Here is a 24,438-nt window from a genome sequence, read left to right as displayed (position 1 = left end):
AAAAAATAATTCGATAATTAAGTAAATAACATATTCTGGAGTGATAAAAAATGAGACTAAACCACAATATGAATTCTTTAGGGATATATAACACATATAAAAAGAATCTAATACAAAATAGTACATCTATAGATAGAATAAGCTCAGGAACAAAAATTAACTCAGCGAAAGATAATCCAAGTAAAATTGGTCAAAGTGAAAATATGAGGATTCAACTTAAGAGTTTACAGGCAGCTCAAAGAAACCTTCAAGATGGAGCATCAATGGTACAAGCAACTGATAGTGCTTTACAAGAAGCTAATAATATTCTAGCTAGAATGAAAGAACTTGCTGTAAGCGCGGCAGATGGAACAAAATCTGATGCTGATAAACTTACAATTCAAAATGAGATAGATCAAATGAAAAGAGGCATAGATGATTTAGCGAATAATACTGAGTTTAATGGAGTAAAACTTATTGGTGATGAAAAGGTATTTAACAATGACTATCCATCATATAAAGAGACTGTTATAGGTGCAATGGTTGGAGAGCAAATGAGAATCCCAACTTATAATATTTCATCTCAGGTATTAAAGGATGACAAAGGAAATAGATTAACTGATGTAGATGTTGTGAATAAAGCTGCCGATGCTATCTATACTATAGATAAATCAATAACAGAAGTATCAAACATAAGAGGTAGGTATGGTGCTATACAAAGCAGGTTTGAAACGTCCTCTAATAATTTGGAGCAAAACACTATGGTGGTAGAAAAAGCTGAGAGTAGTTTAAGAGATACAGATATAGCTATTGAAATGGCAGAGCTTGCAAGAACTCAAATACTTAATGACACTTCTTTAGCTTTAATTGCACAAAGTAATCAAATTCCACAAGAGGCATTGAGAGTATTAGAGAGAGTTAAATAATTAGAACTTTTAAAGCTTAAAAATAAAAATAGTACATATATAGTTTGTATGAAAAATCAACTATATATGTACTATTTTTTTACAATAGAAGAAATAAATACAGGACCTTTGGCCCTACTTTAATGAGAAGTGTAAAAAAACTAAAAATAACCTAGAAAAATAGGGAATCATAAACTATAATATAATTAAATAGATGTATAAATTAATAGAACACTGGGGTTTTGAAGTAAAAATAATACAAAAATGTCAAATATTTAGGTTTTGTGGTTTTTTACGGAAGAAGAAAATAGTTTTGGAGGTGCGATATGACTATAGGAGCAATAGGTCAAGAATCGGGTGCATACAATTTAATTAAAGAAGGTATTAAAGCATCTACAATTAGAGGGAAGGCTATATCAAATAACATAGCAAACATAAATACAAAGGGATATAAGAGATTTAATGTTGTTTTTGAAGAAAACCTAAATGGTACTAATGGATCAGGTTTATCTATGAAGAAAACAAATAATAATCATCTTATCAATAATGAAAAAAATGGAAATATTAGTGTGGAAAGAGATGAAAGTACTAGTATGAGAGCAGACGGGAATAATGTCGATTTAGATGTGGAAAAGGTTAATCAAGCAGCCAATACATTAAAATACAATGCTCTAATACAACAAGCTAATGGAAAGCTTAGCAACATAAAATATGTCATAAGTGGTGGGAGGTAGAAACTAAATGAATACTTTTTCTTCAATGAGAATAAGTGCAAGTGGTTTAGCAGCAGAAAGATTAAGAATGGATACAATAACATCCAATATGGTAAATTCTACGACTACAAGAGGGGAAGATGGAAAGCCTTATGTAAGAAAAGTTGCAGTATTTAAAGAAGCACTAGATGCAAAGATGAATCCAAATGGAGTAAAAGCAGTAGCTTTAGAAGATGATAAATCTCCATTAAGGAAAGCATATGAGCCTTCACATCCAGATGCAGATGAAGAAGGTTATGTAACTTATCCTAATGTTAATGTACTAAATGAAATGGCAGATATGATTGCTTCCACAAGAGCTTATGAAGCAAATGTAGATACATTAAATGCAAATAAAAGTATGTTTATGAAAGCATTAGAAATTGGTAGATAGGAGTTGAGATTATGAGAGTAACAAGTTTTGTTCCAAATGAAGAGATATTTAAAATAGGGTTAAACACAGAAAAGGTAGAGAGTTCATCGGAAAGTAAAGGGCTTTTTGCTGAAACTCTTAAAAACTCTTTAGATAAGATAAATGAGCAACAATTAGTGGCAGAAGAAAAAGGACAAGCGTTTGTAAGAGGCGAGGATGTTGATATAAGTGAAGTAATGCTTGCAGGAGAAGAGGCAAAGATATCATTACAATATGCGGTGCAAGTTAGAAATAAGTTAGTTGAAGCATATCAAGAAATAAGCAGAATGCAGTTATAATAGTAAGGAGTGCTATAGATGAAGAAGCTTTCAGAGATGTTTAAGAAGCTTTGGGCAAAATTTAAATCTTTTGGTAAAGGTATACGGATAGCAATAATAGTAGCATTAGTTACTATTTTGGTTGCAATTATAAGTTTGATATTTTATTCATCATCAAGTAAATATGAAATACTATTTTCAAACCTAGATCCAAGTGATGCTCAAATAGTTACTAGCAAATTAGAAGAAAGTAAAGTTGATATGAAAATTAGTGGTGATTCTATTTTAGTAAATAAAAATGAGGTAGATAAGCTTAGAATGGAATTGGCACCTGAACTTTCTAACGGTAGTAAAGGTTATGAATTAATGGATAATGGAAGCTCATTTGGTATGACAGATGAGGAATTTAAGATAAAAAAACTTAGGATGCTTCAAGGTGAACTTGAAAAATCTATAAAAAGTCTTGGGCCAGTTGAGAGTGCAAGAGTACATATAACACCAGCAAAGGATTCAGTATTCGTTAAAGATAAAGAACCGGGAAAGGCAGCTGTAATTCTTAAAATTAAAGCTGGTAGTAAAGTTGAAGAGAAACAAGTTGAGTCAATTGTCGCATTAATTGCAGGTAGTACAGAGAACTTACCTAAAGAGAATATAGAAGTAATTGATGACAAAATGAACTTATTAACTAAAAACTTAAATAATAAAGATGATGAGACGGGGGTAAGCTCAGAATCAATACAGAACCATCACGATATGGAAACAAGCTATGAATCTAAGTTGCAAAAACAAATAGTAGACCTATTAGAGCCAGTTATAGGTAAGAATAAGGTTAATGCAACTGTTAATGTTGATTTAGATTTTGATTCTAAAAAGCAGACTCAAACAGTTATAGATCCTAATAAGGTTATAGTGAGTCAAGAGACAATTAAAGAGTATAACAATAGTAATGGGGGCACCACAAGTCAAAGCCCAATTGATAATAATATGAGTAACACCATTGAAGAAAATACAGAAGGTGTTAACTCAGGTAAGGATCAGCAGACTACAAACTATGAAAGTGGTAAGACTGAGACTATTACAATAAGTGCTCCAGGGGAAGTTAAAAGAATGACTGCTTCAGTCTTTATAGATGGAAGGTTAGATGGAGCAACTCAAGCGGAGTTTGAAAAGGCAATAGGAGCAGCGATAGGTCTTAATAGTGAAAGAGGAGATGAAGTTTCACTAGTAGGTATGGACTTTGATCCTGCTGTTAAAGAAGAGACACAAGCACAAATTGATGAGTTTAATAAGCAATTAGCAGCTGAAAAAAGAAATAAACTTATAATTTGGGGAGCATTAGCATTGGGAGTATTAGCAGGAATAATAGTTCTAATTGTGTTTATCAGAAGGAAAAAAGCTGATAAAGAGGAAAGATTATTAGATGTTGTGATAGATGACCCAATAGTTAATAAAGAACCTATAAACTTTAATCCAATAGATTTCGAAGTTAAGAATGAAAAGGCTCATATGGAAAATGAGATTAAGAAGTATGCTAAAGAAAAACCAGACCAGGTAGTGGATATTATAAAATCATGGCTAAGTGAAAATGAGAGGTGATAATTTTGGCGAGAGATAATAGCAAATTAACTGGAGTACAAAAAGCAGCAATACTATTCATAACTCTTGGACCAGAAGCTTCATCAGGAATATTAAAGAAATTACCGGAAGCTGAAATACAAAAGATAACTTATGAAATAGCAAATATTACATCAGTTAACTCAGAACAAAGAGAGAGCATATTAGAGGAATTTTTAACAATAAATCAGGCAAGAGATTATATTATTGAAGGTGGAATGGACTACGCTAGACAACTTTTAGCTAAAGCGCTAGGTAATCAAAGGGCATCTGAAATATTAGAAAAGGTTTCTGAAGCAACTCAACAATATAGGCCGTTTTCTATTGCTAGAAAAGCTGATGCACATCAATTACTAAATGTAATTACTTATGAGCATCCGCAAACAATAGCATTAATACTTTGCTACTTGCAGCCAGATAAAGCTGCTCAAGTAATGGCAGAATTGCCAGAAGAGACTCAAAGTGAAGTTGCATTTAGAATAGCAACAATGAATAATACATCTCCTATGGTTATAAAAGAGATAGAAAAGGTACTTGAAAGTAAATTATCTTCAGTAGTAAGAACAGAAATGACTACATTAGGTGGCGTAGAAACATTAGTTGATATTCTGAATCAGGTTGATAGAACAACTGAAAAGAATATTACTGAAAGCTTGGAAAGAGAAGATGCTGAGCTTGCTGATAAAGTTAAGAGTTCTATGTTTGTATTTGAGGATATTCTTACTCTTGATGATGTATCTATACAAAGAATTCTTAGAGAAGTTGAAGTTAAAGAACTTGCTCTTGCTCTTAAGGGATGTTCCGAAGAAGTTGCAGAGGCAATTTATAGAAATCAATCAAAGAGAGCTGCTGCTTCATTAAAGGAAGATATGGAATTCTTAGGACCAGTAAGATTAATGGATGTAGAAAAGGCACAACAAAAAATTGTTTCTATAATTAGAAGATTAGATGATGCTGGAGAAATAATCATTTCAAGAGGTGGAGAAGATGCAATCATCATATAACCTTATAAAGAAGGATAGAGCACTTAGTGGAGATTTGAAAAAAATCTCTACTGAGTATAACAAAGTGGAAAGCTATGAAAGTATTGATGAAGTTGTTGAGGAGTCTGGAATAACTCTTGAAGAAGCTCAAAATTATATAAAAAACTATGAGAATATAGGTAGAAATATATTAGCAGAAGCCCAGGCTAAAAGAGATAGCTTCATGGTTGAGGCTATTACAAAAGCTGAAGCAATGGAGAAGGAAGCTTATGAAAAAGGTTATGAGCAAGGTGTAGAGAATGGATATTCTGATGGTAAGAAGGAAGCTCTAGATAAATATATTCCTCAAGCAGAAAATCAGTATAATAATATTCTGATGAAGGCAGAAAAAATACTAAAAGGTGCAGAGAAGAATTATGAAGAGTACCTAGAGAGTAAGAAGCAAGAGATTATAAAGCTATCAATATCAATTGCAGAAAAAATATTGGCTAGGGAAATAAATAAAGAATCAGGGATAAATGAATTAGTAGATGAGGCATTAAAATTATCTAAAGGTGAAGAAAATGTAATTATAAAATGCAATCCTATCCATGAGAATGAACTAAAGAAACAAATTAATATGTGGAAAACTAGTTACAACATAAGTGGAGAAATTTTCATACTATCAAGTGAAAATATAGCTGCTGGAAATGCAATTATTGAAAAAAGTAGTGGAATGATCAAAGTTGGAATAGATGTAGGTCTTGAAAAAGTAAAAGAAGCAATCTTAGGATAAGAATGTGAGTGATAATCTTGAATATAGATTTTGATAAATTAATTGATAAGGTAAGAGAAACACAAACAATCTACTCAGAAGGAGTAGTAAAAAAGGTTATAGGATTAACTATAGAGGTAGAGGGGATAACAGCTTTTGTTGGAGAACTTTGTATCATATATAATCAACAAGGAAAAGCAGTAAAATGCGAAGTGGTTGGTTTTAAAGATAAAGTAGTAATCCTTATGCCACTAGGTGAATTGTCTGGTATAGCATCAGGTTGTAGGGTTGTCCCACAGAATATTCCATTAGGAGTTAAGTGCTCTGATGAGTTATTAGGAAAAATTTTAGATGGTTTAGGAAATCCATTTAATGATAAGGAATTACTAAATGGTGAAAATTATCCCTTAGAAAATCAACCACCTGATCCATTATCTCGTAAGAGGATTAAAGATGTAATGCCAACAGGAGTTAGGGCTATCGATGGTTTTATAACAGTTGGAGAAGGGCAAAGAATTGGTATATTTGCAGGAAGTGGTGTTGGTAAAAGTACTACTTTGGGTATGATTGCAAGAGAGGCAGAGGCTGATGTTAATGTTATTGCACTTATAGGGGAAAGAGGAAGAGAGGTTCTTGAATTTATAGAGAAGGATTTGGGACCAGAAGGAATGAAGAAGTCTGTAGTAGTATGTGCTACCTCAGATCAACCAGCTCTTATAAGGCTTAAAGGAGCATTAACTGGAACTGCAATTGCTGAATATTTTAGAGATAAAGGTAAAAAGGTAATATTAATGATGGACTCTGTAACTAGATTTGCAATGGCTCAAAGAGAAATTGGACTAGCAATAGGAGAGCCACCAGCAACTAAAGGCTATACCCCTTCAGTTTATGCTAAATTACCTCAACTTATGGAAAGATCAGGTACATCAGATAAAGGATCAATTACTGCATTTTATACAGTACTTGTTGATGGAGATGATTTTAATGAACCCATAGCAGATGCAGTAAGAGGTATACTAGATGGACATATAGTTTTATCGAGACATTTAGCACATAAGAATCATTATCCAGCAATTGATGTTTTAAATAGTGTAAGTAGACTTATGTCTTCTATTGCTGGGACAGAACATAAGAGCGCTGCTTCTAATGCAAGAGACTTATTAGCAACATATAAGGATTCGGAAGATTTAATAAATATAGGGGCTTATGTTAGAGGAAGTAATAAGAAGATAGATTTAGCCATAGATTATCATGAACCTATTGATAGATTCTTAAAGCAGGGAATATCAGAGAAAGCTAGCTTTAATGATAGTATTAATACTCTAACCTCCATGTTTTAATTATTAGTGAGGTGACATAAATGCCGAAGGGATATAAGTTTGGGTTACAAAAGCTCTTAGAGATAAGAGAGGATAAGGAAGAAGAAAGTAAGAGAAATTTTACGGAAAGCCAAAGACAGAAGCAAAGAACGGAAAATGAACTTAATAACCTTAAGGATAATTACAATAAGTATAAAGGTATTAAGCCTGGTGAAGATATTATATATCAAAAGGTTAAGAGAAACTATTTATTTGCATTAGAAAATGGGATTAGTACTAAGGAAAAAGAATTAGTACTTAGAGAACGAGATTTGGAATTTAAGAGAAGAGACTTAAAGCAAAAGCAGATAGATAGGAAAACAGTAGCAAAATTAAAAGAAAATCAATATAACAGTTACATAAAAGAGCAGGATAGAATAGAACAAATAAATAATGATGAGTTTGCCCTATATGGATACATAAGGGGAGTGAAAGGGGGTGAGTAAATGAATATGAATATGAATACAGATTTTAATACAAATAACTTATTAGTAAATCAAACAGTAGCTTTAACACCTGACACTTCTAACAAGATTAAAAAGGAAAGTAAAAACTTTGAAGAAATTTTAAAGTCAGAAAAAAGTAATGTCTCAAAATTAGAGGAAAACAGTCCTTCATCTTGTAATGATAATAAAATTACAGCTAAGGATGAGAAGAATAGTGGTGCCATAAAGGATAACTCTTCAAATGAATTAGAGGTAAAGGATTTAAATGTAGAACTAGAAAAAATAATTGAAAATATGTCAACAGATGATATATTAAGTTATCTATCTACAATAGCAAATTTATTAAATAATCCTGGTGATAAAAATGATTTGGTGGTAAGTATTGACTTGAAGAATAGTATAGCAAATGCATTAATGTCAGCTAGTAAAGAAGAAATAGGTATTGGAAACTTAAATAGTGAAAATAGTATTTCTAATTTAGTTAATGCTTCCGGTGATGATATTAGTAGTATTTTAAACAATCTTCTAACTGCATTAAAAGATGAAAATACAATAGATGCACTTGATTCTGATAGCCTAAGCACAGTAAATAGTCTACTTAAAGAACTAGGAGTAAGAATAGAGGAAAATCCATCAATAGTCAAAAGTGGAGAAAGTGACTTTGTTCAACAATTAGTTAAGGACATTGAAGGAGAAGTAAAAACTTTAATTGGGCATAAATCTAAAGAAGGAAATCTAGATGATAACACTAAGAATGATGTCTTATTAAATGAGAGTGCAAAAGTTGATAAAAATGCAACTAAGGTTGAAAGTAATTCAAAGGGAAATACTTCAGAGAAAAATCAAGATCAAAGTAGCTATAAGCCTAATGAGGAATTAGATAAAACTGTTGCAAAGGAAGAGAAAGTCTTAAATTCTATATTAGGAGAGGAAAGCGATACTAAGGTTAGTAAGTTTTCACTATTTGCTGATAGAATGACTACATCAAGGGTTGATGCACCAGTTGAACCGCAAGTAGTAAATAAGGCAACTATGGTACAAGATGTTGTTAAAAGTGTTAAGTATATGGTTAACAATAGTGTTAAAGAATTAACTGTAAGGATGAATCCTAAAGACTTAGGAGAAATAGCAATTAAGATTGTTCAAGAAGATGGTATTATGAAAGCAAGTATTAAGGCTTCTTCAAAGGATACATATAGTATTTTGTCTCAAAACCTAAATGATATTAAAAAATATCTAGGGGAACAAAATATAAAAATACAAGAAGTTAATATAGGTCTTTATAATGAAGACACTACTTTCTTTAAGGACGAAGAATTTGCAAATAACTTCTTTAATGAAGGTAGGGATGATTCAAATAAAAATAATAACAACAACAACAACAGTAGAGTTGGAACTTCTGAGGAATTATCCGAAGATGCAGAAGTAGAGGATTTAAGTAATATTAACATGTTAGCATAGGAGGTAAATTATGCCTAATGAATTAAATAATATTGGTTATTCAGGAGTTACTAAAACTGATAGAGGAACCAAAATAGTTAAGGCAGGTAGTGAATTAGATAAAAATGCATTTCTTACAATACTTGCTGCAGAATTAGCTAACCAAGATCCATCTGGGGATGTAGATTCTACTCAATATGTATCACAAATGGCACAATTTGCGTCAATGGAGCAAATGACAAATTTAAATGATACTATGACTAAGTATACGAATCAAAATCTTATTGGTAAGGGTGTAACAGTGAAGGTTACTGATGAACAAGGAAAGCCATACACAGGAGTTGTACAAGGTGTAACAACAACAAGTAATGGAGGTACTATATCAGTTGAAGTAAATAAAGATGGTAAGAATGTGTATATGGATTTTGATATAAGTGACATATTAACAGTAATTCAAGTACCAGATTATTCAATACCACCTTTAAATAATATGAATGGTAATATGTCATTCTTAGTAGCATCTTCATTTATAAATAAAAACGTTGAGTTAAGTGAAAAAGATGAAGAAGGTAATGCACTTAAGGGGATTGTAAAAGGTGTTTATAAAGATAAGGGTGATATTAAAGTTAGAGTTGAATTAGAATCAGGAGAAATAAAAGAATATACTTACGACAAAATCGTAAAAGTTGGAGACTTCGCAGGTGAATTAACACCAGATAAGCCTGAAGATAAACCAGAGGATGAGGATTCAACAGAAGGGAAATAATGCTAGAAATAAGGTGATATAAATGGGCTATAGAATAGTCAATGGAAGAGCTTTTCCTGTAGGGGACATAGGAGCCTTTCAAAATGTAAATACACCTAAAGATAAAGCCAGTAAGGAAAGTAACTTTAAAGATATCCTGAATAAAACTATTGAAGAAAAGAAAGGTTTTACTCTATCGAAACATGCTGCTGAAAGATTAAAAGAAGTAAATTTTTCTGAAAGTGATATGAAAAATATAGAGAAGGGATTTAAGCTGGCTGAAGATAAGGGGTCAAAAAATTCAGTTATGCTATATAAAGATGTAGCAATAATTGCAAGTATTGAAAATAAAACAGTAATTACAGCTGTTGATAAAAATAGATCAACAGATAATGTATTTACTAACGTAGATAGCGTTGTACTTTTATAGGCTGGACCGATTTTAGGAAGCCTAAACTTACAGAATGACAGAAGTAAGTTAAATTTATTATGAGGTTGGAGGTCAAATTATATGTTAAGATCAATGTACTCCGGTATAAGCGGAATGAAAGTAAATCAAACAAAATTAGATGTTATAGGTAATAATATTTCAAATGTAGGAACAACAGGATTCAAATCGTCAAGAGCAAGATTTTCAGATATGTTAAGTCAAAATGTTTCAAGTGCTATGGCACCATCACAAAACCAAGGTGGTGTAAATGCTAGCCAAGTTGGACTAGGTGTTCAACTTGCAAGTATTGACTCAGTTATGACACAGGGGATGATGCAACCAACTGGAAGATCACTTGATGTGGCAATTGATGGTGAAGGATTCTTCATGGTAAGTAAAGGACCTGCTGTATATGGAGATGGACAACTAGAAGTTAATCATAGACCAGGTACTCATACCATTACAGATCAATCATTAGCAAATTCAGGATCAGAATTAATGTATTCAAGAGATGGATCATTTATTTTAGATAATGAAGGTAACTTACTAACTGGAGATGGTTATAGAGTAATGGGGTATTCATTAACTAATGATGATAGCTCAATGGGACCATCAGCTCAAAATCCATCAACTGTTACATCAGCAGGTTTTGATTTTAGATTTGGACCAGGGTCACAATTAAATGGATATAAGGTTGTTTTAGGGGCAATAGGACCTCAAACACCGACATCGGCTGATGTAGATAAGGCTTCAAAACTAATAATATTAAATGGTGATTTTTCGACACCAGGTGGATTAACTGCTTCTCAAGTTGAATCAGCAGTTAATAAGGGATTATCTGCAAATGGAATATCTCAATCTGTATTTGTATCAGGTAATCCAATAAATATAGCTAATCTTGGATCAGAAGGTATTAAGGGGGGATCTAGTGCTACAGCGCCAGGAGCAGTAACCTTTGCAGGATTTAATCTTAAGTTAAGCGAGGGTAGTGAATTAAATGGATATACTTTTGAAATAAGAAAGGTATCATCAGAAGTACTTGAAGCAACAGTTAATACAGATGCTAAGAAAATTATAATTGATGGAGACTTTATTACAAAAGGAGCAATTACAGGAGCAGGTTTAAAAGAGGCTATAAATGCAGCACTTGGAGATGCTAAAATAGAACAAACAGTAACAAACGTAACTGGGTCACCAATGAATTTATCTCAAATTTATGGTCAAACAGATCAAGGTGTCATAGCTACAGCACCAAAGATGTTTGATAAGGATAATAATGAAATAACTAATATGAATGGTGATTTTGGTGGATTTAATATAACTGTTGGTAATACTGCTGCACTTAATGGGTATAAGATTGAATTTGGTGATGATACTGGAGATTTAAAGGTAACTGTTGATAGTACAGATAAAAAGATAAAAATACACGGTGCAACAGCTAACTTAACTGAGACAGAAATAAATACTAAAATAAAAAATGCTTTAACTAATGCTGGTATTAAGGATGCTAAACTTGAAGTAAGTGGTACTTATGATGATGCTAAAAGAACTAATGCTGTCCAATTTAAAGAAGGTAAGGATGCTAAGGCACCTAAAAATGTAGACTTAGGTGGATTTACAATATCATTCCCAGTTCCACAGGCTGATTCACCTTTTGATGATTATGAATTTGCAATTATTGATGTAACTGGAACGGATGGTTCAAAGGATTTAAAGGTTGAAGTTGATCCGACTAATCCAAAAAGAATTAACATATCAGGTGATTTTGTAACACCAGGTGGTGTTACAAAATCAGAGTTACAAGAAAAAATTAATGCTGCACTTAATTTAACTGGTGATAAACAGATAAAGGTTTCAGGGCAAAATAAAGTTTATACAGGTTTAACATCAAGCACAGTTGAGGGTGGAGATGATGATAAAGCACCAGAAGTAATAGGAGTAGGCGGAATGGTCTTTGAGCCTCTTTCAGGTGGAGCATTAAATGGATATAAAATTCAAATAGGTAAGGTAACAGCAGGTACGAGAACTGAAGCTACGGTTGATGAGAAGAATAAGGTAATTACAATTGATGGAGATTTCACAACACCAGGAGCAACAAGTTCAACTGCAATATCGAATGCTTTAAGTAAAGCACTAGATGCTAAAGGTATAAAACAAGGAATTAGGGTTAGTGGAAACTCAATGGTTTTAGACAACTTTGATTCAGATGAAATACTAGGTGGTACACCAGTTCAAAGTATTGACGGTGATGGTACTATAAACTTTGTTGATGGTACTAAGGATCTTAAATCATATGATGGAACACTTAAAACATTAAAAATTCCAGATAAGGTTAGAATACCAGGAACAGATACAGAACTAAGAGTTAAGACATATACAATCGATAGTACAGGTGTTATTAATGGAGTTCTAGAAGATGGAAGAGTTGCAGCATTAGGTCAAATTGCAATGGCAAGTTTTAAGAATCCAGAAGGATTAACTAAAATGGGTGGTAACTTATATAGTGGATCAGTTAACTCAGGGGATCCAATAATAAAGAGTGGTGTTGGAACACTAGGTGAAGATAATAGTAAGGGATACGGAGATAATCTTCAAGGGATGCTTGAAATGTCAAATGTTGACCTAGCTGAACAATTCACAGATATGATTGTATCAAGTAGAGCATTCCAAGCAAGTGGTAAGATGATTACAACTGGTGATGAAATATTACAAGATATAATTAATCTTAAGAGATAAAATTTAGTTTAGGTACGAAGGTGCTTAAGTAAGGTATTACAAGTAGTGCATAATACTTGTATAAACTTATCTAAGCACCGAGGTACCTTAATTAATAAGGAGGGTATTTATGATAGATGTTACAGGCATGAATAATAAAGAATTTATTTTGAATGCAGAGCACATAGAGAAGGTAGAGGAAGTACCTGAAACACTTATAACTCTAACTAATGGTAAAAAATATATAGTATTAGAGAGTATAGATGAGATAAAAGAGGCAGTTATAAGGTATAAAAATAGAATTTTTACTTATAAGTTGTAGGAGGCAATAACATGAAAAAATCAGATGCTTTAACTGGGATAGGCTTAGTAGGAGGTATAGCCCTAATGTTTTGGGCTATGACAATGGGAAGTAGCATTATGCTATTCTGGGACTTTGCTTCAGTATTAATTACAATAGGCGGATCATTAGCAGCAGTTCTAATAACAGTTTCTGCTGATGAGATGAAAAAGATTGGAATAGTTTTCATACAAGCTTTTAAAGAGGAGAAGTCGTCAGGGAGAGAAGTTATATCACAATTTTCAGAACTTTCAAAGAAGGCTAGAAGAGAAGGATTACTATCATTAGAGGATGAGATATCACGACTTGAGGATGAATTCTTAAAAAAGGGATTACAAATGGTTGTAGATGGAATTGAGCCAGAAACAATTAAAGAGATACTTGAACTTGAAATAAGTGCTATGGAAGAAAGACATGCTTCAGGAGCAGGGATATTTAGAACATGGGGAGCATATGCACCAGGTTTTGGTATGCTTGGAACTCTTATTGGATTAATTCAGATGCTAGCTAATTTAACTGATGCAACTACAATAGCATCAGGTATGGGTAAGGCACTTATAACAACATTATACGGATCATTCTTAGCAAATATTTTCTGTAATCCAATTGCAGCAAACTTAAGTAAGAAGAGTGCAAAGGAAGTTGGAGTTAGAGAAATGATGTTAGAAGGAATATTAGCTATTCAATCAGGTGTTAATCCAAGAATTGTAGAAGAAAAACTTATTACATATTTAGATCCAAATGATAGATTAGATTATTTAAAGAATAATCAAGAGAATAGTGAAGGGGTTGCATAGCAATGGCTAGGAGAAAGAAAAAGGATAGTGATGAATTTACTACCAGTTGGTTAGATACCTATGCTGATACAATTACTTTGCTTATGACCTTCTTTGTTCTTTTATATTCATTGTCTAGTGTAGATGCTCAAAAGGTAAAGCAGGTATCTAATGCTTTTAATGAAATTATGTCTGGAAGTAGCGCTGACTCAATATTACAATATGACTTATATAATGGGAAGGTTCCATTAGTAGGTGGAGAGTCATCTTATGAGGACTTAATTGAAGCAACTGGTGGTCAGACTCAAACCTATGAAGAGGTAAAAGACTTTGTAAATAGAAATGATTTATCATCAACTGTATCTATTACGGAAGATGAAAGAGGAATAATACTACAATTAAGGGATAATATATTATTTGAAACTGGACAGGCTGATTTGAAAGCCGAATCTATGGCTATACTGGATAAGATTAACGTATTGATTTCAACATTACCAAACTCTATAATAATTGAGGGGCATACAGACAATGTTCCAATAAAAACAAGTAAATTTGATTCTAACTGGGAGTTATCAGCAACTAGAGCTACAAAGGTTCTGAGATACTTTACAGAAGGAAAAGGACAAAATGCTAATAGATTTAGTGCTACTGGATATGGAGAAACTAGGCCATTGGTCCATAATACATCAGCAGAGAACAGGGCGCAAAATAGAAGAGTTAACATATTAATTGTTGCAAATAATAAGGAGTGATCATAATGGCTAAGAAAGATAAGAAAGAAAATAAAGATGTTGAAAAATCTTCAGGGAAATTTAAAACCATATTTCTAATTTTAATTGCTTTTATAGTACTAGGAGCAGGAACCTTTGGTGGAGTATATTTCTTTATGCAAAGTCGAGATAACAGTCAAAAGGTTATTAGTGAAATTAAGGTTCCAGTAGGGGAAGAAATAATGATTAACTTAAGTGACAGTGATGCAAAGAGATATCTAAAAGCAAAAGTAAATGTTTCTTATGATAAAAAAGATAAAAAGGCTGCTAAAGAAATAGAAGAAAAAGCCGTTGAAATAAAGGATAAAACTATATTTTACTTAAAGTCAAAAGTAGCAAAAGATTTTGAAGCAGGAAATGAAGAGAAGCTAAAGAAAGAATTAGTATTAGAGATAAATAAGATCTTAGATCAAGGAAAAATAGTAGATGTTTATTTTGATGAATTATTAACTCAATAAGGAAGATGAATATGGAATTTACATTTATGTTTCTAAAATTAATTGCAGCATTAGCTATAGTACTAGGAGCTATGATAATTACATTAAAATACACAAATAAAGGTATTAACAATAATATTGATAAAAAGTATATTAGGGTAATAGATAGGGTTCAGATAGCTAAGGATAATTATATTGTTGTTGTTAGAGTTGGAAAGAAGGGCATGGTCTTATCAACTGCAGCTGGGCATACAGAAAAACTGGAGGAACTATCTGAAGAAGAAGTTGAAAAGATAGAAAAAGATAAGAGAGAGTCAGTAGAAAATATGACTCGAATATTTGATAAGTTTATAGAAAAAATAAAGTTAAAGGAAGAGAAGCATGAATAAAAAGAAGAAGATGTTATTTATAATTTTATTTGCCATAGCTTTTGTAGGCTTATCAGGTATAGTTGCAAATGCAGCACCAAATAATGTTGATTTACCTAATGTTAATATATCAATAGGCGGTGAAGGGGAAGGAACACCACAGGATTATGTATCGAATATAAAGCTGATGTTGTTCTTTACTGTATTAACATTATTACCATCTATAATGATAATGGTAACATCATTTACTAGGATTATAATAGTATTCTCATTTTTAAAAAGTGCTATGGGAGTACAGCAGTCTATTCCAAATCAAATTTTAGTTGGACTAGCTATATTCTTAACATTCTTCATTATGACCCCAGTTTATAATGAAATGAATGAGAATGGAATTAAACCATATTTAGAAAATCAAATAACTCAAGAACAAGCTATTCAAGAGGGTGGGAAACCACTTAAACAGTTTATGCTAAAGCAAACAAGACAAAAGGATTTAGAACTTTTTGTTGAAGCTTCAGATTTACAAGATGAGGAATTATCAGAAGAAAATATTCCTTTCTCAGTTGTTGTACCAGCTTTTGCTATTAGTGAACTTAAAACAGCTTTTCAAATAGGATTCTTATTATACTTACCATTCTTGTTAATAGATATGGTAGTAGGTAGTGTACTTATGTCCATGGGGATGTTTATGTTGCCACCGGTAATGGTATCACTACCATTTAAGTTACTACTATTTGTAATGGTTGATGGTTGGTACTTGTTAGTTCAGTCATTAATTATGAGTTTCTCGTGAGGTGAGATGGTATGAGTGAAAGTTTAGTAGTTGGAGTAGTAAAGGATGGAATAGTAACAGCATTAAAAGTGGCAGCACCTATATTAGCAGCCGCAATAATAATTGGGCTTATTATAAGTATTTTGCAAGCAACAACACAAATCCAAGAGCAAACCTTAACCTTTGTACCGAAGCTTATAGGGGTTGCATTAATAGGAATATTGCTTGGAAGTTGGATGCTTCATACTATAATGGGTTTTACAAGTAGAATATTTGAATTAATTATTAAAGTTTCGACTTAGGAGGTAGAGTAGTGATTGATACAGCCTACTTCCTAGCCTTAACATTTATATTTATAAGATTAACAGCATTCTTTTTAGTGGCAAAGGTCTTTTTTCCATCAGGAACCCCACCAATATTAAAGGGAGTTCTAGGATTAATATTATCCTTTGCTATAATATCAGGAATTGATTATAACTCCATTTTAGATATATCTAACAATTATATGTTAGCAATTTATTTAGTTAATGAAGTATTAAGTGGATTAATACTTGGATACATAACAGACTTGGTTTTTGAAGTAGCTAAGATGGCTGGTGGTTTTATGGACATGCAAATAGGTCTTTCCATGATGAATATGATGGATCCTACAAGTAAAACCAATGTTACTATATTAGCGAATATAACATATTTTATTTCCATGGTAATATTTTTTGTTATCGATGGTCATCATGTGTTAATAAAATTATTGATTCAAAGTTTTAATATAGTTCCTTTAGGTCATACAGTAGTATTTGAACAAACCTTTCCAACTATATTAGATGCTTTTGTTACATATTTTATAATAGGTGTGAAAATTGCAATACCTTTGGTATTGATAATAATAATAACAGATTTATGTATGGGGCTTGTATCTAGAACAGTTCCAGCACTTAATGTAATGATTTTAGGTATGCCAGTAAAGATGATAGTAGGTCTAATGACTTTTGTAGCTTTACTACCTATATTAATAAAAACTATAGTTTATGGATTTGATTTAATACCGAATATTTTCCAGGAAATATTCAAATCTATGCCGGCAATGCCTCTGGTGTTGATTTTCGCAAAGGATGAAAAGACTGAGGAAGCAACACCGAAGAAAAAGAGTGAAGCAAAAAAGAAAGGGCAAGTTGCACGTAGTAAGGATGTTGGACTAGCAATTACAATGGTAGCTTGTACATTAGTTATTATGCTTCTTAGTACAATTGTAGTATCTACATTTAAAGATGTAATGATTTATTTTATGAATTCAGGAATACTACAAGAGGTTAATGAAATGAGTTTAAAGGGAATTACATTAATGGTAATGGGAAAAACTGCAATAGCTATATTACCAATAGTAATACCAATTATGATAGCTGGAATAATTGGTAGTATAATGCAAACCGGTTTTATGCTAACAGGAGAACCTTTAAAACCTTCATTTGGTAAGTTAAATCCTATATCAGGATTTAAAAATATGTTTTCTAAGAAAAGTTTAGTTGATCTGGTTAAGAATTTAATAGTTGTGTCTATTGTTGGCTTTATAGGATATCAATATGTATCTGATAATTATGATTTAATAATGCAAATGACAAATTCATACCTACCCTCATTAGGAGGCGATGTACAAGATTTGGTGGTTGGAATATTTACTCAGATATCTATAGTTCTTATTATACTTGCAGCAATAGATTATTTTATTCAATTTAGATTCCATCAAAAAGATCTTAGAATGACAAAGCAAGAAATAAAAGAAGAATATAAACAAATGGAAGGGGACCCTCAAATTAAGGGGAAAATAAAGCAAAGGCAAAGAGAAATGGCAACAAGGAGAATGATGCAGTCTGTGGCTGATGCAACAGTAGTTATTACGAACCCTACGCACTTATCAATAGCTATAAAATATGAAGATGGAAAGATGGATGCACCTAAAGTAGTGGCTAAAGGTGCAGATTTAGTAGCTCTTAAGATTAAAGAAATAGCAAAAGAAAATGAGGTTCCAATAATGGAAAATAAACCTTTAGCAAGGATGCTTTTTGAACAGGTAGAAATAGATCAAGAAGTGCCACAGGACATGTACCAGGCTGTGGCTGAAATTCTAGCCATGGTATATAAGCTTAAGAAGAAGCAATAATATGTAGTTGAAATAAAGGATGGGGTTAATTTGTCACCAATAAATAATAAAAAGCTGGATTTTAAAAATAATCTCGATGTTCTTGTAGCCTTTGGTGTAATTGGAATTGTATTAATGATTATAATTCCTTTACCTAAAGGTGTACTTGATGTTTTATTAGCATTAAATATAACATTATCTATAGTAATTATCATGATTACTATGTTTACTACAAATGTATTGCAATTATCAGTGTTTCCTACATTGCTACTTGTAACAACATTATTTAGGTTAGGTCTAAATATATCATCTACAAGACTTATACTTACGGAAGCTGATGCAGGTAAGATTATAGAAGCTTTTGGTGAGTTCGTTGTAAGAGGAAATTATGCAGTTGGTATTATTATATTCTTAATTATAGTTATAATACAATTTATGGTAATTACTGCGGGTGCTGGTAGAGTATCAGAAGTATCAGCAAGATTTACACTTGATGCTATGCCAGGTAAACAAATGAGTATTGATGCTGATTTAAATTCAGGATTAATAGATGAAGCAATAGCAAAGCAAAGAAGAATGGATCTTCAATCAGAGGCAGATTTCTACGGGGCAATGGATGGTGCATCTAAGTTCGTCAAGGGAGATGCTGTAGCTGGTATTATTATAACAATAATTAATATCGTTGGTGGTATTATAATTGGAGTTATGATGAAGGATATGACTGCTAGCGATGCCGCTGCAAAGTATACAATGCTAACTGTAGGAGATGGGCTTGTTGGACAAATTCCAGCGCTTCTAATTTCTACTGCATCAGGTATTCTTGTAACACGTTCAGGAAGTAGAGATAATTTTGGTAATACCTTTGCTAAGCAGTTAACTGCTTTCCCAGTGGCAGCAGCAATTGCAAGTGCAGTAATGTTATTCTTAGGATTGGTACCTAATATGCCTAAGTTTGCATTTTTATCAGCTTCAGCTGCTACAGGAGCACTGGCATATCTTTTATATAAAGAAGAAGATAAGAAGCAAGAGCTTGAAATGGCAATAGAAGATGATGAGATTATGGAGATGGAGAGAAAAGAGCCGGAAAATGTTATGAATCTTATTTCCGTTGAACCTATGGAAGTTGAAATAGGATATGGGTTAATACCATTGGCTGATGAAGCTACAGGAGGAGATTTACTTCAAAGAATAGCTTCTGTAAGGAGGCAATGTGCTATTGAAATGGGGATAGTAGTACAACCTATTAGGATAAGAGATAATCTGCAGTTAAAAACAAATGAGTATGTTATTAAAATAAGGGGTACAGTAATAGCATCTTCTGAATTAATGGCTAGCATGCTTTTATGTATGGATCCAACTGGAGAAAACTCTGAAATTCCAGGAATAAGGACTATAGAGCCAACATTTAACTTGCCAGCAGTATGGATTAATAAGGATCAGAGAGAAGAGGCAGAAATAAAAGGGCTAACAGTAGTTGACCCAACAACTGTTATGGTAACTCACTTAACAGAAACTATTAAAGCTCATTCTTATGAATTGTTAGGAAGACAAGAAGTTAAGTTAATAGTTGATAATGCAAGAGAAAAATATAGTGCAGTGGTAGAAGAACTAATACCTGACTTATTAACTATAGGAGAATTACAAAAGGTATTACAAAATCTTTTAAAGGAAAAGGTTCCTATAAAAGACATGGTAACTATTATGGAATCCTTAGCCGATAATTCAAGGAATACTAAAGATTTGGAAATATTAACAGAGTATGTAAGGTTTGCATTAGCTAGAACAATATGCAATCAAGTTGTTAATGAGGAGAGGGCAATATCTGTAGTTACTTTAAGTCCTCAACTAGAGGAAATTGTAGCTAATAATATTCAAAAATCAATGCAAGGTTCCTTCCCTGCAATTGACCCAGATACAACAACTAGGATATTTAATAATATAAGAGAAATTATTGAATCAGTTTACTTCTATAACAATCAGCCAATTATATTAGTTTCTCCAAATATAAGACCAGTATTTAGGAAGTTGGTAGAAATGGCATTCCCACATGTTATGATAATATCATTAAATGAGATACCTAATGATGTGGAAATTAGAACCGAAGGAGTTGTAACACTGTAAATGGTTATTAAGAAATACATAGTAAGTAACATGAACGAAGCTCTTACTAGAATAAGACATGAGCTTGGTAAGGATGCAGTAATTATTAGTCAAAGAAAAATAAGGAAACCTGGAATAAAAGGATTTTTTTCTGATAAGCAAATAGAAGTTACAGCAGCAGCAGAGAATTCTTCTAAAGAAGTTAACAATAAGAAAAGTGATGAAGACTTTAACGATTCCCTAAAGGACTTAAAGAGGATTATGGAAAATGAAATTAAATCAAAGCAAAAGGTAGAAGTATCAGAAGAGAAAGTACATATTGCGGCAGAAGTTAATCCTCTAGAAGAAGAAGTTAAAGAAATGAAAGAATTACTTAATAAGGTTATAAAGAATACTACTAAAGAAGAAGTAGATGAAGTAGATGAATTATTAGAAATGATTAAAGATATAGATATAGATATGGAATTCTATGAAGATCTTAAGGTGAAGGTTGGAGAAGAAAATATAGAGGAAAATCTTAAGAGAATTATAGGTGAAGAAATACAAATTTCTTTAGATGAGTTAAGTGGTAACGTAGTATTGGTAGGCCCAACAGGTGTAGGAAAGACAACAACTATAGCAAAGTTAGCAGGAAGACTTTCATTAATCGAAAAGAAGAAAGTTGGATTAATAACAGTAGATACATATAGAATAGGTGCAGTAGAACAGTTAAAAACCTATGCTGAAATTATGAATATACCATTTAAGGTTGTAATTACAATAAAGGAAATGGAAGAGGCAGTAAATGCCATGAAAGATTGTGATATTGTTCTTATTGATACTACAGGGAGAAGTAGTAAAAATACCATGCAAATATCTGAATTAAGAGCATTTGTTGAAAAAGCAAAGCCAGATTGTGTGAATGTAGTAATTAGTGCTACAACTAAAAATAAGGATATTAAGACTATTTTAGAGGGATATAAGGAACTAGATTATAATCAAGTAATTATTACAAAGCTTGATGAGACAACAACTTATGGAGCTTTATATAATATTCAAAGAAGAGCTGATAAACCTTTGAAGTATATAACAACAGGACAAAATGTTCCAGATGATATTAAAGTTCCAACAAAAGAAGAGGTTCTTAGATTCATATTCGGGGAGGAAACATTATGTTAGACCAAGCTGAAAGTTTACGAAGATTGGTTAATAATGAAGATAAGGTTGGAGAGGCTAGAAAAGCAAAAATAATTACAGTTACCTCAGGTAAGGGTGGTGTAGGTAAAAGTAATTTTGTTGTAAATGTAGGAATAGCACTCCAAAAGCAGGGGAAAAAGGTTCTAATATTTGATGCAGATATAGGAATGGGAAATGATGATGTACTTATGGGAGTATATCCAAGGTACAATATTTTTGATTTAATAAAAGGCAAAAATATCAATGAAATATTAGTAGAAGGACCATGTGGAATTAAGCTCTTGCCAGGTGGTTCAGGCTTAAATCAAGTAGAAGACTTACAAGATGAAGAAAGAAGAATATTTTTAGAAAAACTACAAAGTTTAGATGGGTTTGATTATATTTTAATGGATACTGGAGCAGGAATAAATAGAAGTGTTTTAGCTTTTATTTCTTGTTCAGAAGAGGTAATTGTGATTACAACTCCTGAGCCAACTTCATTAACAGATGCTTACAGTTTAATCAAAGCAGTAAATCATTTTAAAATAAAGGATAAAGCTAGGGTTGTTGTAAACAGGGCATTTACTAAAGATGAAGGGCAAGAAACTTTTAATAAGTTTAAAAGAGCTATAGATAGATTCCTTTCAGTGAAAGTAAGTTATCTAGGGTGTATATTAGATGATAGAAAATTAGTACAAGGGGTTAGGGAACAAGTACCATTTGTACTATCTTACCCACATTCAGACGCTGCAAAGTCAATACAAGATATAACAAAATTATTAATTGGAGAGCAATCTACAAATAATTTAGGTGCCCAAGGATTATTTAGAAAACTTTTCAGTTTATTTTCTTAGGGGGAACACAATAAATGTCAAAATTTAATTTGGTGATTAACGGTAATATTAGTGTTAATCAAGATAAAAAATCGTATAAAAGTATTATACAAGATCTGGGAGAAGATTATTTTTTAATGAGTATTCCTGTAATTAACGGAGTATATCTAACTTTAAACGAAGGTGAAGAATTAAGTATTGATTATTATGTTGAGGGTGGAAATTATTTTACCTTTAATTCAAAAGTGATTAAAAGGGTAGTAGATAATAAAATACCATTTTACAAATTATCTCTACCATATAACGTAAGTAAGGTGCAAAGAAGAGACTTTGTAAGAGTTAATCTGTTTGAATATGTCTTTTATAAAAAAGGTGAAGAAGATGGAGAAGGAACTTGGGAAAAGGGGATGCTACTAGATTTAAGTGGTGGTGGTCTTAGGATCAAAGTAAGAGATAAGGTACAGATGGGGGATAAGATAGTAGTTAATTTATTTATAAATGAAGAAAAAGTTCATGTAACAGGGAAGGTAGTAAGAGTTGAGATTAATACTGAAAGAGAAATTATTTGTGGATTAAGATTTATTGAGATGGACGAAAGAAAAAGAGATAAGATTATTGAAAAGGTATTTATTCAAATGAGAAAGCAAAGGGAACGTTTATAGAGGAGGAGAGTTGATGACCACCTTAGATGTTTTGGAAGGAAAGGAACAAATAGTAGAAAAATTTATACCACTTGTAAAGTATATTGCATCACGTGTAAGCTTAGGAAAAAATAAGTACATGGAATATGAAGATCTTGTAAGTTATGGAATGATCGGATTAATGGATGCTATTTCAAAGTATGATAGCAGTAAAGGAATGAAATTTTCTTCTTATGCATCTATAAGAATAAAAGGATCTATTATAGATGAAATCAGAAGATGTAGACCAATATCAAAAGGAGCTATGGATAAGTTAAATAGATATAATGAAGCTGTTGAATCACTACAGAAAGAACTACTAAGGGAACCAGAAAAGTTTGAAATAGCTAATTATATGAATATGTCAATTAATGAGGTTGGCGAAATAGAAAATTATATAAATTATATTTCCGTAGTTTCTTTGGAAGACATTATATTTTCAGATGATGAAGATATGACAGTTATGGGATTGATAGAAGACAAAAATAGTCCAAGCCCAGAGGAGAGCTATGAGGAAAAAGAACAAATTAACATATTAGGTCAAGCTATTGAATCTTTAAATGAAAAGGATAGAACTGTACTTAACTTATATTATTACGAAGGATTAACCCTTAAAGAAATAGGTGCTGTATTATCAGTATCAGAATCAAGGGTATGTCAATTACATAGTAGAGCTATAAGAAATTTAAGAGAAAAAATGAAACATATGAAATATTTATAGAAGAGGGATAATTATGCCGATATTATTAGTCATATTAGGAGTAATTTTGATATTTTTAAACATTAAAGCTATAAAAAAGGATGAAAGTTCCTTTGGTAATGTGTTAAAATATAAAGAAGAAGACATATCTGATGTCGAAATTCAAATTGGTCAGATTAGAAAAGATATTGCAGAGAGTTTAACTGAACTTCAGACTGAAATATTAGATATAAGAAATACCATGTCCCATTCTAAAGAAGAAAAATTAGTGGTTAATTCTTTAGAAGAAGATAAAGATGATGAAAGAGAATTTCTTTTAGGTTCTGAGGAAGGAATTATTGATAATATAAGTAAAAAGGGAAAGACTGAAAGAATTAGAGAGCTTTTAGAGCTTGGACTTAGTGAGGATGAGATTTGTGAAAAGTTATCCTTAGGTAAGGGGGAAGTACTATTAGTAAAAGGTTTGTTCAAATAATAAAAGATATAGTAGATTTTTTAAGCGATAAGAGAATACTTTTAGGAATAGGTATAGGTCTGATTTTAGGTGTTGTTTTTATGTTTG

At 32.0% G+C, this 24,438-nt stretch carries 27 protein-coding genes and 1 pseudogene; all 28 read left to right on the top strand.

Going from position 1 to position 24,438, the window contains the following annotated elements; translation table 11 throughout:
* Positions 1-50: 50 nt before the first annotated feature.
* The 28 genes and pseudogenes from ACSYT2_RS11415 to ACSYT2_RS11280 all read left to right on the top strand — a co-directional run bounded on the left by ACSYT2_RS11415 (position 51) and on the right by ACSYT2_RS11280 (position 24,351).
* The gene (locus ACSYT2_RS11415; RefSeq protein WP_430855340.1) at positions 51-905 is read left to right on the top strand and encodes a flagellin; all 855 of its coding nucleotides are present in this window, start codon (positions 51-53) and stop codon (positions 903-905) included.
* 305 nt (positions 906-1,210) lie between these two features.
* Positions 1,211-1,618, top strand: coding sequence for a flagellar basal body rod protein FlgB (flgB, locus tag ACSYT2_RS11410; RefSeq protein ID WP_430855339.1), 408 nt, complete (start codon positions 1,211-1,213; stop codon positions 1,616-1,618).
* Positions 1,619-1,625: 7 nt separating this feature from the next.
* Entirely contained in the window at positions 1,626-2,030 is a 405-nt protein-coding gene (flgC, locus tag ACSYT2_RS11405; RefSeq protein WP_430855338.1) for a flagellar basal body rod protein FlgC, read from the top strand.
* Positions 2,031-2,041: 11 nt separating this feature from the next.
* Positions 2,042-2,347: a flagellar hook-basal body complex protein FliE gene (gene fliE / locus ACSYT2_RS11400; protein ID WP_438384797.1), complete on the top strand. Its 306-nt coding sequence runs from the start codon at positions 2,042-2,044 to the stop codon at positions 2,345-2,347.
* An 18-nt stretch (positions 2,348-2,365) separates the two neighbouring features.
* Positions 2,366-3,922: a flagellar basal-body MS-ring/collar protein FliF gene (gene fliF, locus ACSYT2_RS11395; protein WP_438384796.1), complete on the top strand. Its 1,557-nt coding sequence runs from the start codon at positions 2,366-2,368 to the stop codon at positions 3,920-3,922.
* 5 nt (positions 3,923-3,927) lie between these two features.
* Complete coding sequence (fliG, locus tag ACSYT2_RS11390) at positions 3,928-4,944, top strand: flagellar motor switch protein FliG (RefSeq protein WP_430855335.1); 1,017 nt, start codon at positions 3,928-3,930, stop codon at positions 4,942-4,944.
* On the top strand, positions 4,928-5,698 hold the full coding sequence (locus ACSYT2_RS11385) for a FliH/SctL family protein (protein WP_430855334.1): 771 nt from the start codon (positions 4,928-4,930) through the stop codon (positions 5,696-5,698). The genes fliG and ACSYT2_RS11385 overlap by 17 nt, the downstream gene beginning before the upstream one ends.
* An 8-nt stretch (positions 5,699-5,706) precedes the next feature.
* Entirely contained in the window at positions 5,707-7,017 is a 1,311-nt protein-coding gene (gene fliI, locus ACSYT2_RS11380) for a flagellar protein export ATPase FliI (RefSeq protein WP_438384795.1), read from the top strand.
* Between the two features lie 20 nt (positions 7,018-7,037).
* Positions 7,038-7,481, top strand: coding sequence for a flagellar export protein FliJ (fliJ, locus tag ACSYT2_RS11375; RefSeq protein WP_430855332.1), 444 nt, complete (start codon positions 7,038-7,040; stop codon positions 7,479-7,481).
* On the top strand, positions 7,482-8,942 hold the full coding sequence (locus ACSYT2_RS11370; protein ID WP_438384794.1) for a flagellar hook-length control protein FliK: 1,461 nt from the start codon (positions 7,482-7,484) through the stop codon (positions 8,940-8,942).
* A 10-nt stretch (positions 8,943-8,952) separates the two neighbouring features.
* Positions 8,953-9,687, top strand: a complete 735-nt coding sequence (locus ACSYT2_RS11365; RefSeq protein ID WP_438384793.1) for a flagellar hook capping FlgD N-terminal domain-containing protein — start codon at positions 8,953-8,955, stop codon at positions 9,685-9,687.
* A 22-nt stretch (positions 9,688-9,709) separates the two neighbouring features.
* Positions 9,710-10,096, top strand: coding sequence for a TIGR02530 family flagellar biosynthesis protein (locus tag ACSYT2_RS11360; RefSeq protein WP_430855329.1), 387 nt, complete (start codon positions 9,710-9,712; stop codon positions 10,094-10,096).
* 81 nt (positions 10,097-10,177) lie between these two features.
* Positions 10,178-10,687, top strand: a pseudogene (locus tag ACSYT2_RS11355) (flagellar hook-basal body complex protein); the annotation flags it as partial.
* Entirely contained in the window at positions 10,667-12,832 is a 2,166-nt protein-coding gene (locus tag ACSYT2_RS11350) for a flagellar hook-basal body complex protein (protein WP_438385018.1), read from the top strand. The pseudogene ACSYT2_RS11355 and the gene ACSYT2_RS11350, both read left to right, overlap by 21 nt.
* Before the next feature lie 109 nt (positions 12,833-12,941).
* On the top strand, positions 12,942-13,133 hold the full coding sequence (locus ACSYT2_RS11345; RefSeq protein WP_430855327.1) for a flagellar FlbD family protein: 192 nt from the start codon (positions 12,942-12,944) through the stop codon (positions 13,131-13,133).
* 11 nt (positions 13,134-13,144) lie between these two features.
* Positions 13,145-13,948 carry a motility protein A gene (locus tag ACSYT2_RS11340; RefSeq protein ID WP_430855326.1) on the top strand — a complete coding sequence of 268 codons (804 nt, stop codon included), beginning with the start codon at positions 13,145-13,147 and terminating at the stop codon, positions 13,946-13,948.
* Positions 13,949-13,950: 2 nt separating this feature from the next.
* Positions 13,951-14,679: an OmpA family protein gene (locus tag ACSYT2_RS11335; RefSeq protein ID WP_430855325.1), complete on the top strand. Its 729-nt coding sequence runs from the start codon at positions 13,951-13,953 to the stop codon at positions 14,677-14,679.
* Positions 14,680-14,684: 5 nt separating this feature from the next.
* Positions 14,685-15,155 carry a flagellar basal body-associated FliL family protein gene (locus ACSYT2_RS11330; RefSeq protein ID WP_430855324.1) on the top strand — a complete coding sequence of 157 codons (471 nt, stop codon included), beginning with the start codon at positions 14,685-14,687 and terminating at the stop codon, positions 15,153-15,155.
* Between the two features lie 11 nt (positions 15,156-15,166).
* Positions 15,167-15,523 carry a flagellar biosynthetic protein FliO gene (locus ACSYT2_RS11325; protein ID WP_430855323.1) on the top strand — a complete coding sequence of 119 codons (357 nt, stop codon included), beginning with the start codon at positions 15,167-15,169 and terminating at the stop codon, positions 15,521-15,523.
* Entirely contained in the window at positions 15,516-16,295 is a 780-nt protein-coding gene (gene fliP, locus ACSYT2_RS11320; protein WP_430855322.1) for a flagellar type III secretion system pore protein FliP, read from the top strand. Before ACSYT2_RS11325 ends, fliP begins: the two co-directional genes overlap by 8 nt.
* An 11-nt stretch (positions 16,296-16,306) precedes the next feature.
* Positions 16,307-16,576, top strand: coding sequence for a flagellar biosynthesis protein FliQ (gene fliQ, locus ACSYT2_RS11315; protein ID WP_430855321.1), 270 nt, complete (start codon positions 16,307-16,309; stop codon positions 16,574-16,576).
* A gap of 11 nt (positions 16,577-16,587) precedes the next feature.
* Positions 16,588-18,429, top strand: coding sequence for a fused FliR family export protein/FlhB family type III secretion system protein (locus ACSYT2_RS11310; protein WP_430855320.1), 1,842 nt, complete (start codon positions 16,588-16,590; stop codon positions 18,427-18,429).
* Between the two features lie 30 nt (positions 18,430-18,459).
* Positions 18,460-20,529 carry a flagellar biosynthesis protein FlhA gene (flhA, locus tag ACSYT2_RS11305; protein ID WP_430855319.1) on the top strand — a complete coding sequence of 690 codons (2,070 nt, stop codon included), beginning with the start codon at positions 18,460-18,462 and terminating at the stop codon, positions 20,527-20,529.
* Entirely contained in the window at positions 20,530-21,666 is a 1,137-nt protein-coding gene (flhF, locus tag ACSYT2_RS11300) for a flagellar biosynthesis GTPase FlhF (protein WP_438384792.1), read from the top strand.
* Positions 21,660-22,517 carry a MinD/ParA family protein gene (locus tag ACSYT2_RS11295; RefSeq protein ID WP_430855317.1) on the top strand — a complete coding sequence of 286 codons (858 nt, stop codon included), beginning with the start codon at positions 21,660-21,662 and terminating at the stop codon, positions 22,515-22,517. Before flhF ends, ACSYT2_RS11295 begins: the two co-directional genes overlap by 7 nt.
* A gap of 14 nt (positions 22,518-22,531) precedes the next feature.
* On the top strand, positions 22,532-23,158 hold the full coding sequence (locus tag ACSYT2_RS11290) for a flagellar brake protein (protein WP_438384791.1): 627 nt from the start codon (positions 22,532-22,534) through the stop codon (positions 23,156-23,158).
* 13 nt (positions 23,159-23,171) lie between these two features.
* A complete protein-coding gene (locus ACSYT2_RS11285; protein WP_430855315.1) occupies positions 23,172-23,897 on the top strand; it encodes a FliA/WhiG family RNA polymerase sigma factor in 726 nt (241 codons plus the stop codon).
* 13 nt (positions 23,898-23,910) lie between these two features.
* A complete protein-coding gene (locus ACSYT2_RS11280; RefSeq protein ID WP_430855314.1) occupies positions 23,911-24,351 on the top strand; it encodes a DUF6115 domain-containing protein in 441 nt (146 codons plus the stop codon).
* Positions 24,352-24,438 lie beyond the last annotated feature (87 nt).

Source organism: Clostridium zhoujianii, from assembly GCF_051590805.1.
In the GTDB taxonomy this organism is placed as follows: Bacteria; Bacillota; Clostridia; order Clostridiales; family Clostridiaceae; genus Clostridium.
This window is presented reverse-complemented; position numbering and strand designations above follow the sequence as displayed.

Coding starts and splice junctions, on each gene's coding strand:
- flhF (WP_438384792.1), top strand. CDS start 20,530: ATGGTTATTAAGAAATACATAGTAAGTAACATGAACGAAGCTCTTACT.
- ACSYT2_RS11280 (WP_430855314.1), top strand. CDS start 23,911: ATGCCGATATTATTAGTCATATTAGGAGTAATTTTGATATTTTTAAAC.
- flgC (WP_430855338.1), top strand. CDS start 1,626: ATGAATACTTTTTCTTCAATGAGAATAAGTGCAAGTGGTTTAGCAGCA.
- ACSYT2_RS11350 (WP_438385018.1), top strand. CDS start 10,667: ATGGGGTATTCATTAACTAATGATGATAGCTCAATGGGACCATCAGCT.
- ACSYT2_RS11285 (WP_430855315.1), top strand. CDS start 23,172: ATGACCACCTTAGATGTTTTGGAAGGAAAGGAACAAATAGTAGAAAAA.
- ACSYT2_RS11290 (WP_438384791.1), top strand. CDS start 22,532: ATGTCAAAATTTAATTTGGTGATTAACGGTAATATTAGTGTTAATCAA.
- ACSYT2_RS11295 (WP_430855317.1), top strand. CDS start 21,660: ATGTTAGACCAAGCTGAAAGTTTACGAAGATTGGTTAATAATGAAGAT.
- fliE (WP_438384797.1), top strand. CDS start 2,042: ATGAGAGTAACAAGTTTTGTTCCAAATGAAGAGATATTTAAAATAGGG.
- fliJ (WP_430855332.1), top strand. CDS start 7,038: ATGCCGAAGGGATATAAGTTTGGGTTACAAAAGCTCTTAGAGATAAGA.
- fliQ (WP_430855321.1), top strand. CDS start 16,307: ATGAGTGAAAGTTTAGTAGTTGGAGTAGTAAAGGATGGAATAGTAACA.
- ACSYT2_RS11415 (WP_430855340.1), top strand. CDS start 51: ATGAGACTAAACCACAATATGAATTCTTTAGGGATATATAACACATAT.
- ACSYT2_RS11370 (WP_438384794.1), top strand. CDS start 7,482: ATGAATATGAATATGAATACAGATTTTAATACAAATAACTTATTAGTA.
- ACSYT2_RS11330 (WP_430855324.1), top strand. CDS start 14,685: ATGGCTAAGAAAGATAAGAAAGAAAATAAAGATGTTGAAAAATCTTCA.
- ACSYT2_RS11325 (WP_430855323.1), top strand. CDS start 15,167: ATGGAATTTACATTTATGTTTCTAAAATTAATTGCAGCATTAGCTATA.
- flgB (WP_430855339.1), top strand. CDS start 1,211: ATGACTATAGGAGCAATAGGTCAAGAATCGGGTGCATACAATTTAATT.
- ACSYT2_RS11365 (WP_438384793.1), top strand. CDS start 8,953: ATGCCTAATGAATTAAATAATATTGGTTATTCAGGAGTTACTAAAACT.
- ACSYT2_RS11340 (WP_430855326.1), top strand. CDS start 13,145: ATGAAAAAATCAGATGCTTTAACTGGGATAGGCTTAGTAGGAGGTATA.
- fliP (WP_430855322.1), top strand. CDS start 15,516: ATGAATAAAAAGAAGAAGATGTTATTTATAATTTTATTTGCCATAGCT.
- ACSYT2_RS11335 (WP_430855325.1), top strand. CDS start 13,951: ATGGCTAGGAGAAAGAAAAAGGATAGTGATGAATTTACTACCAGTTGG.
- fliF (WP_438384796.1), top strand. CDS start 2,366: ATGAAGAAGCTTTCAGAGATGTTTAAGAAGCTTTGGGCAAAATTTAAA.
- ACSYT2_RS11385 (WP_430855334.1), top strand. CDS start 4,928: ATGCAATCATCATATAACCTTATAAAGAAGGATAGAGCACTTAGTGGA.
- ACSYT2_RS11345 (WP_430855327.1), top strand. CDS start 12,942: ATGATAGATGTTACAGGCATGAATAATAAAGAATTTATTTTGAATGCA.
- ACSYT2_RS11360 (WP_430855329.1), top strand. CDS start 9,710: ATGGGCTATAGAATAGTCAATGGAAGAGCTTTTCCTGTAGGGGACATA.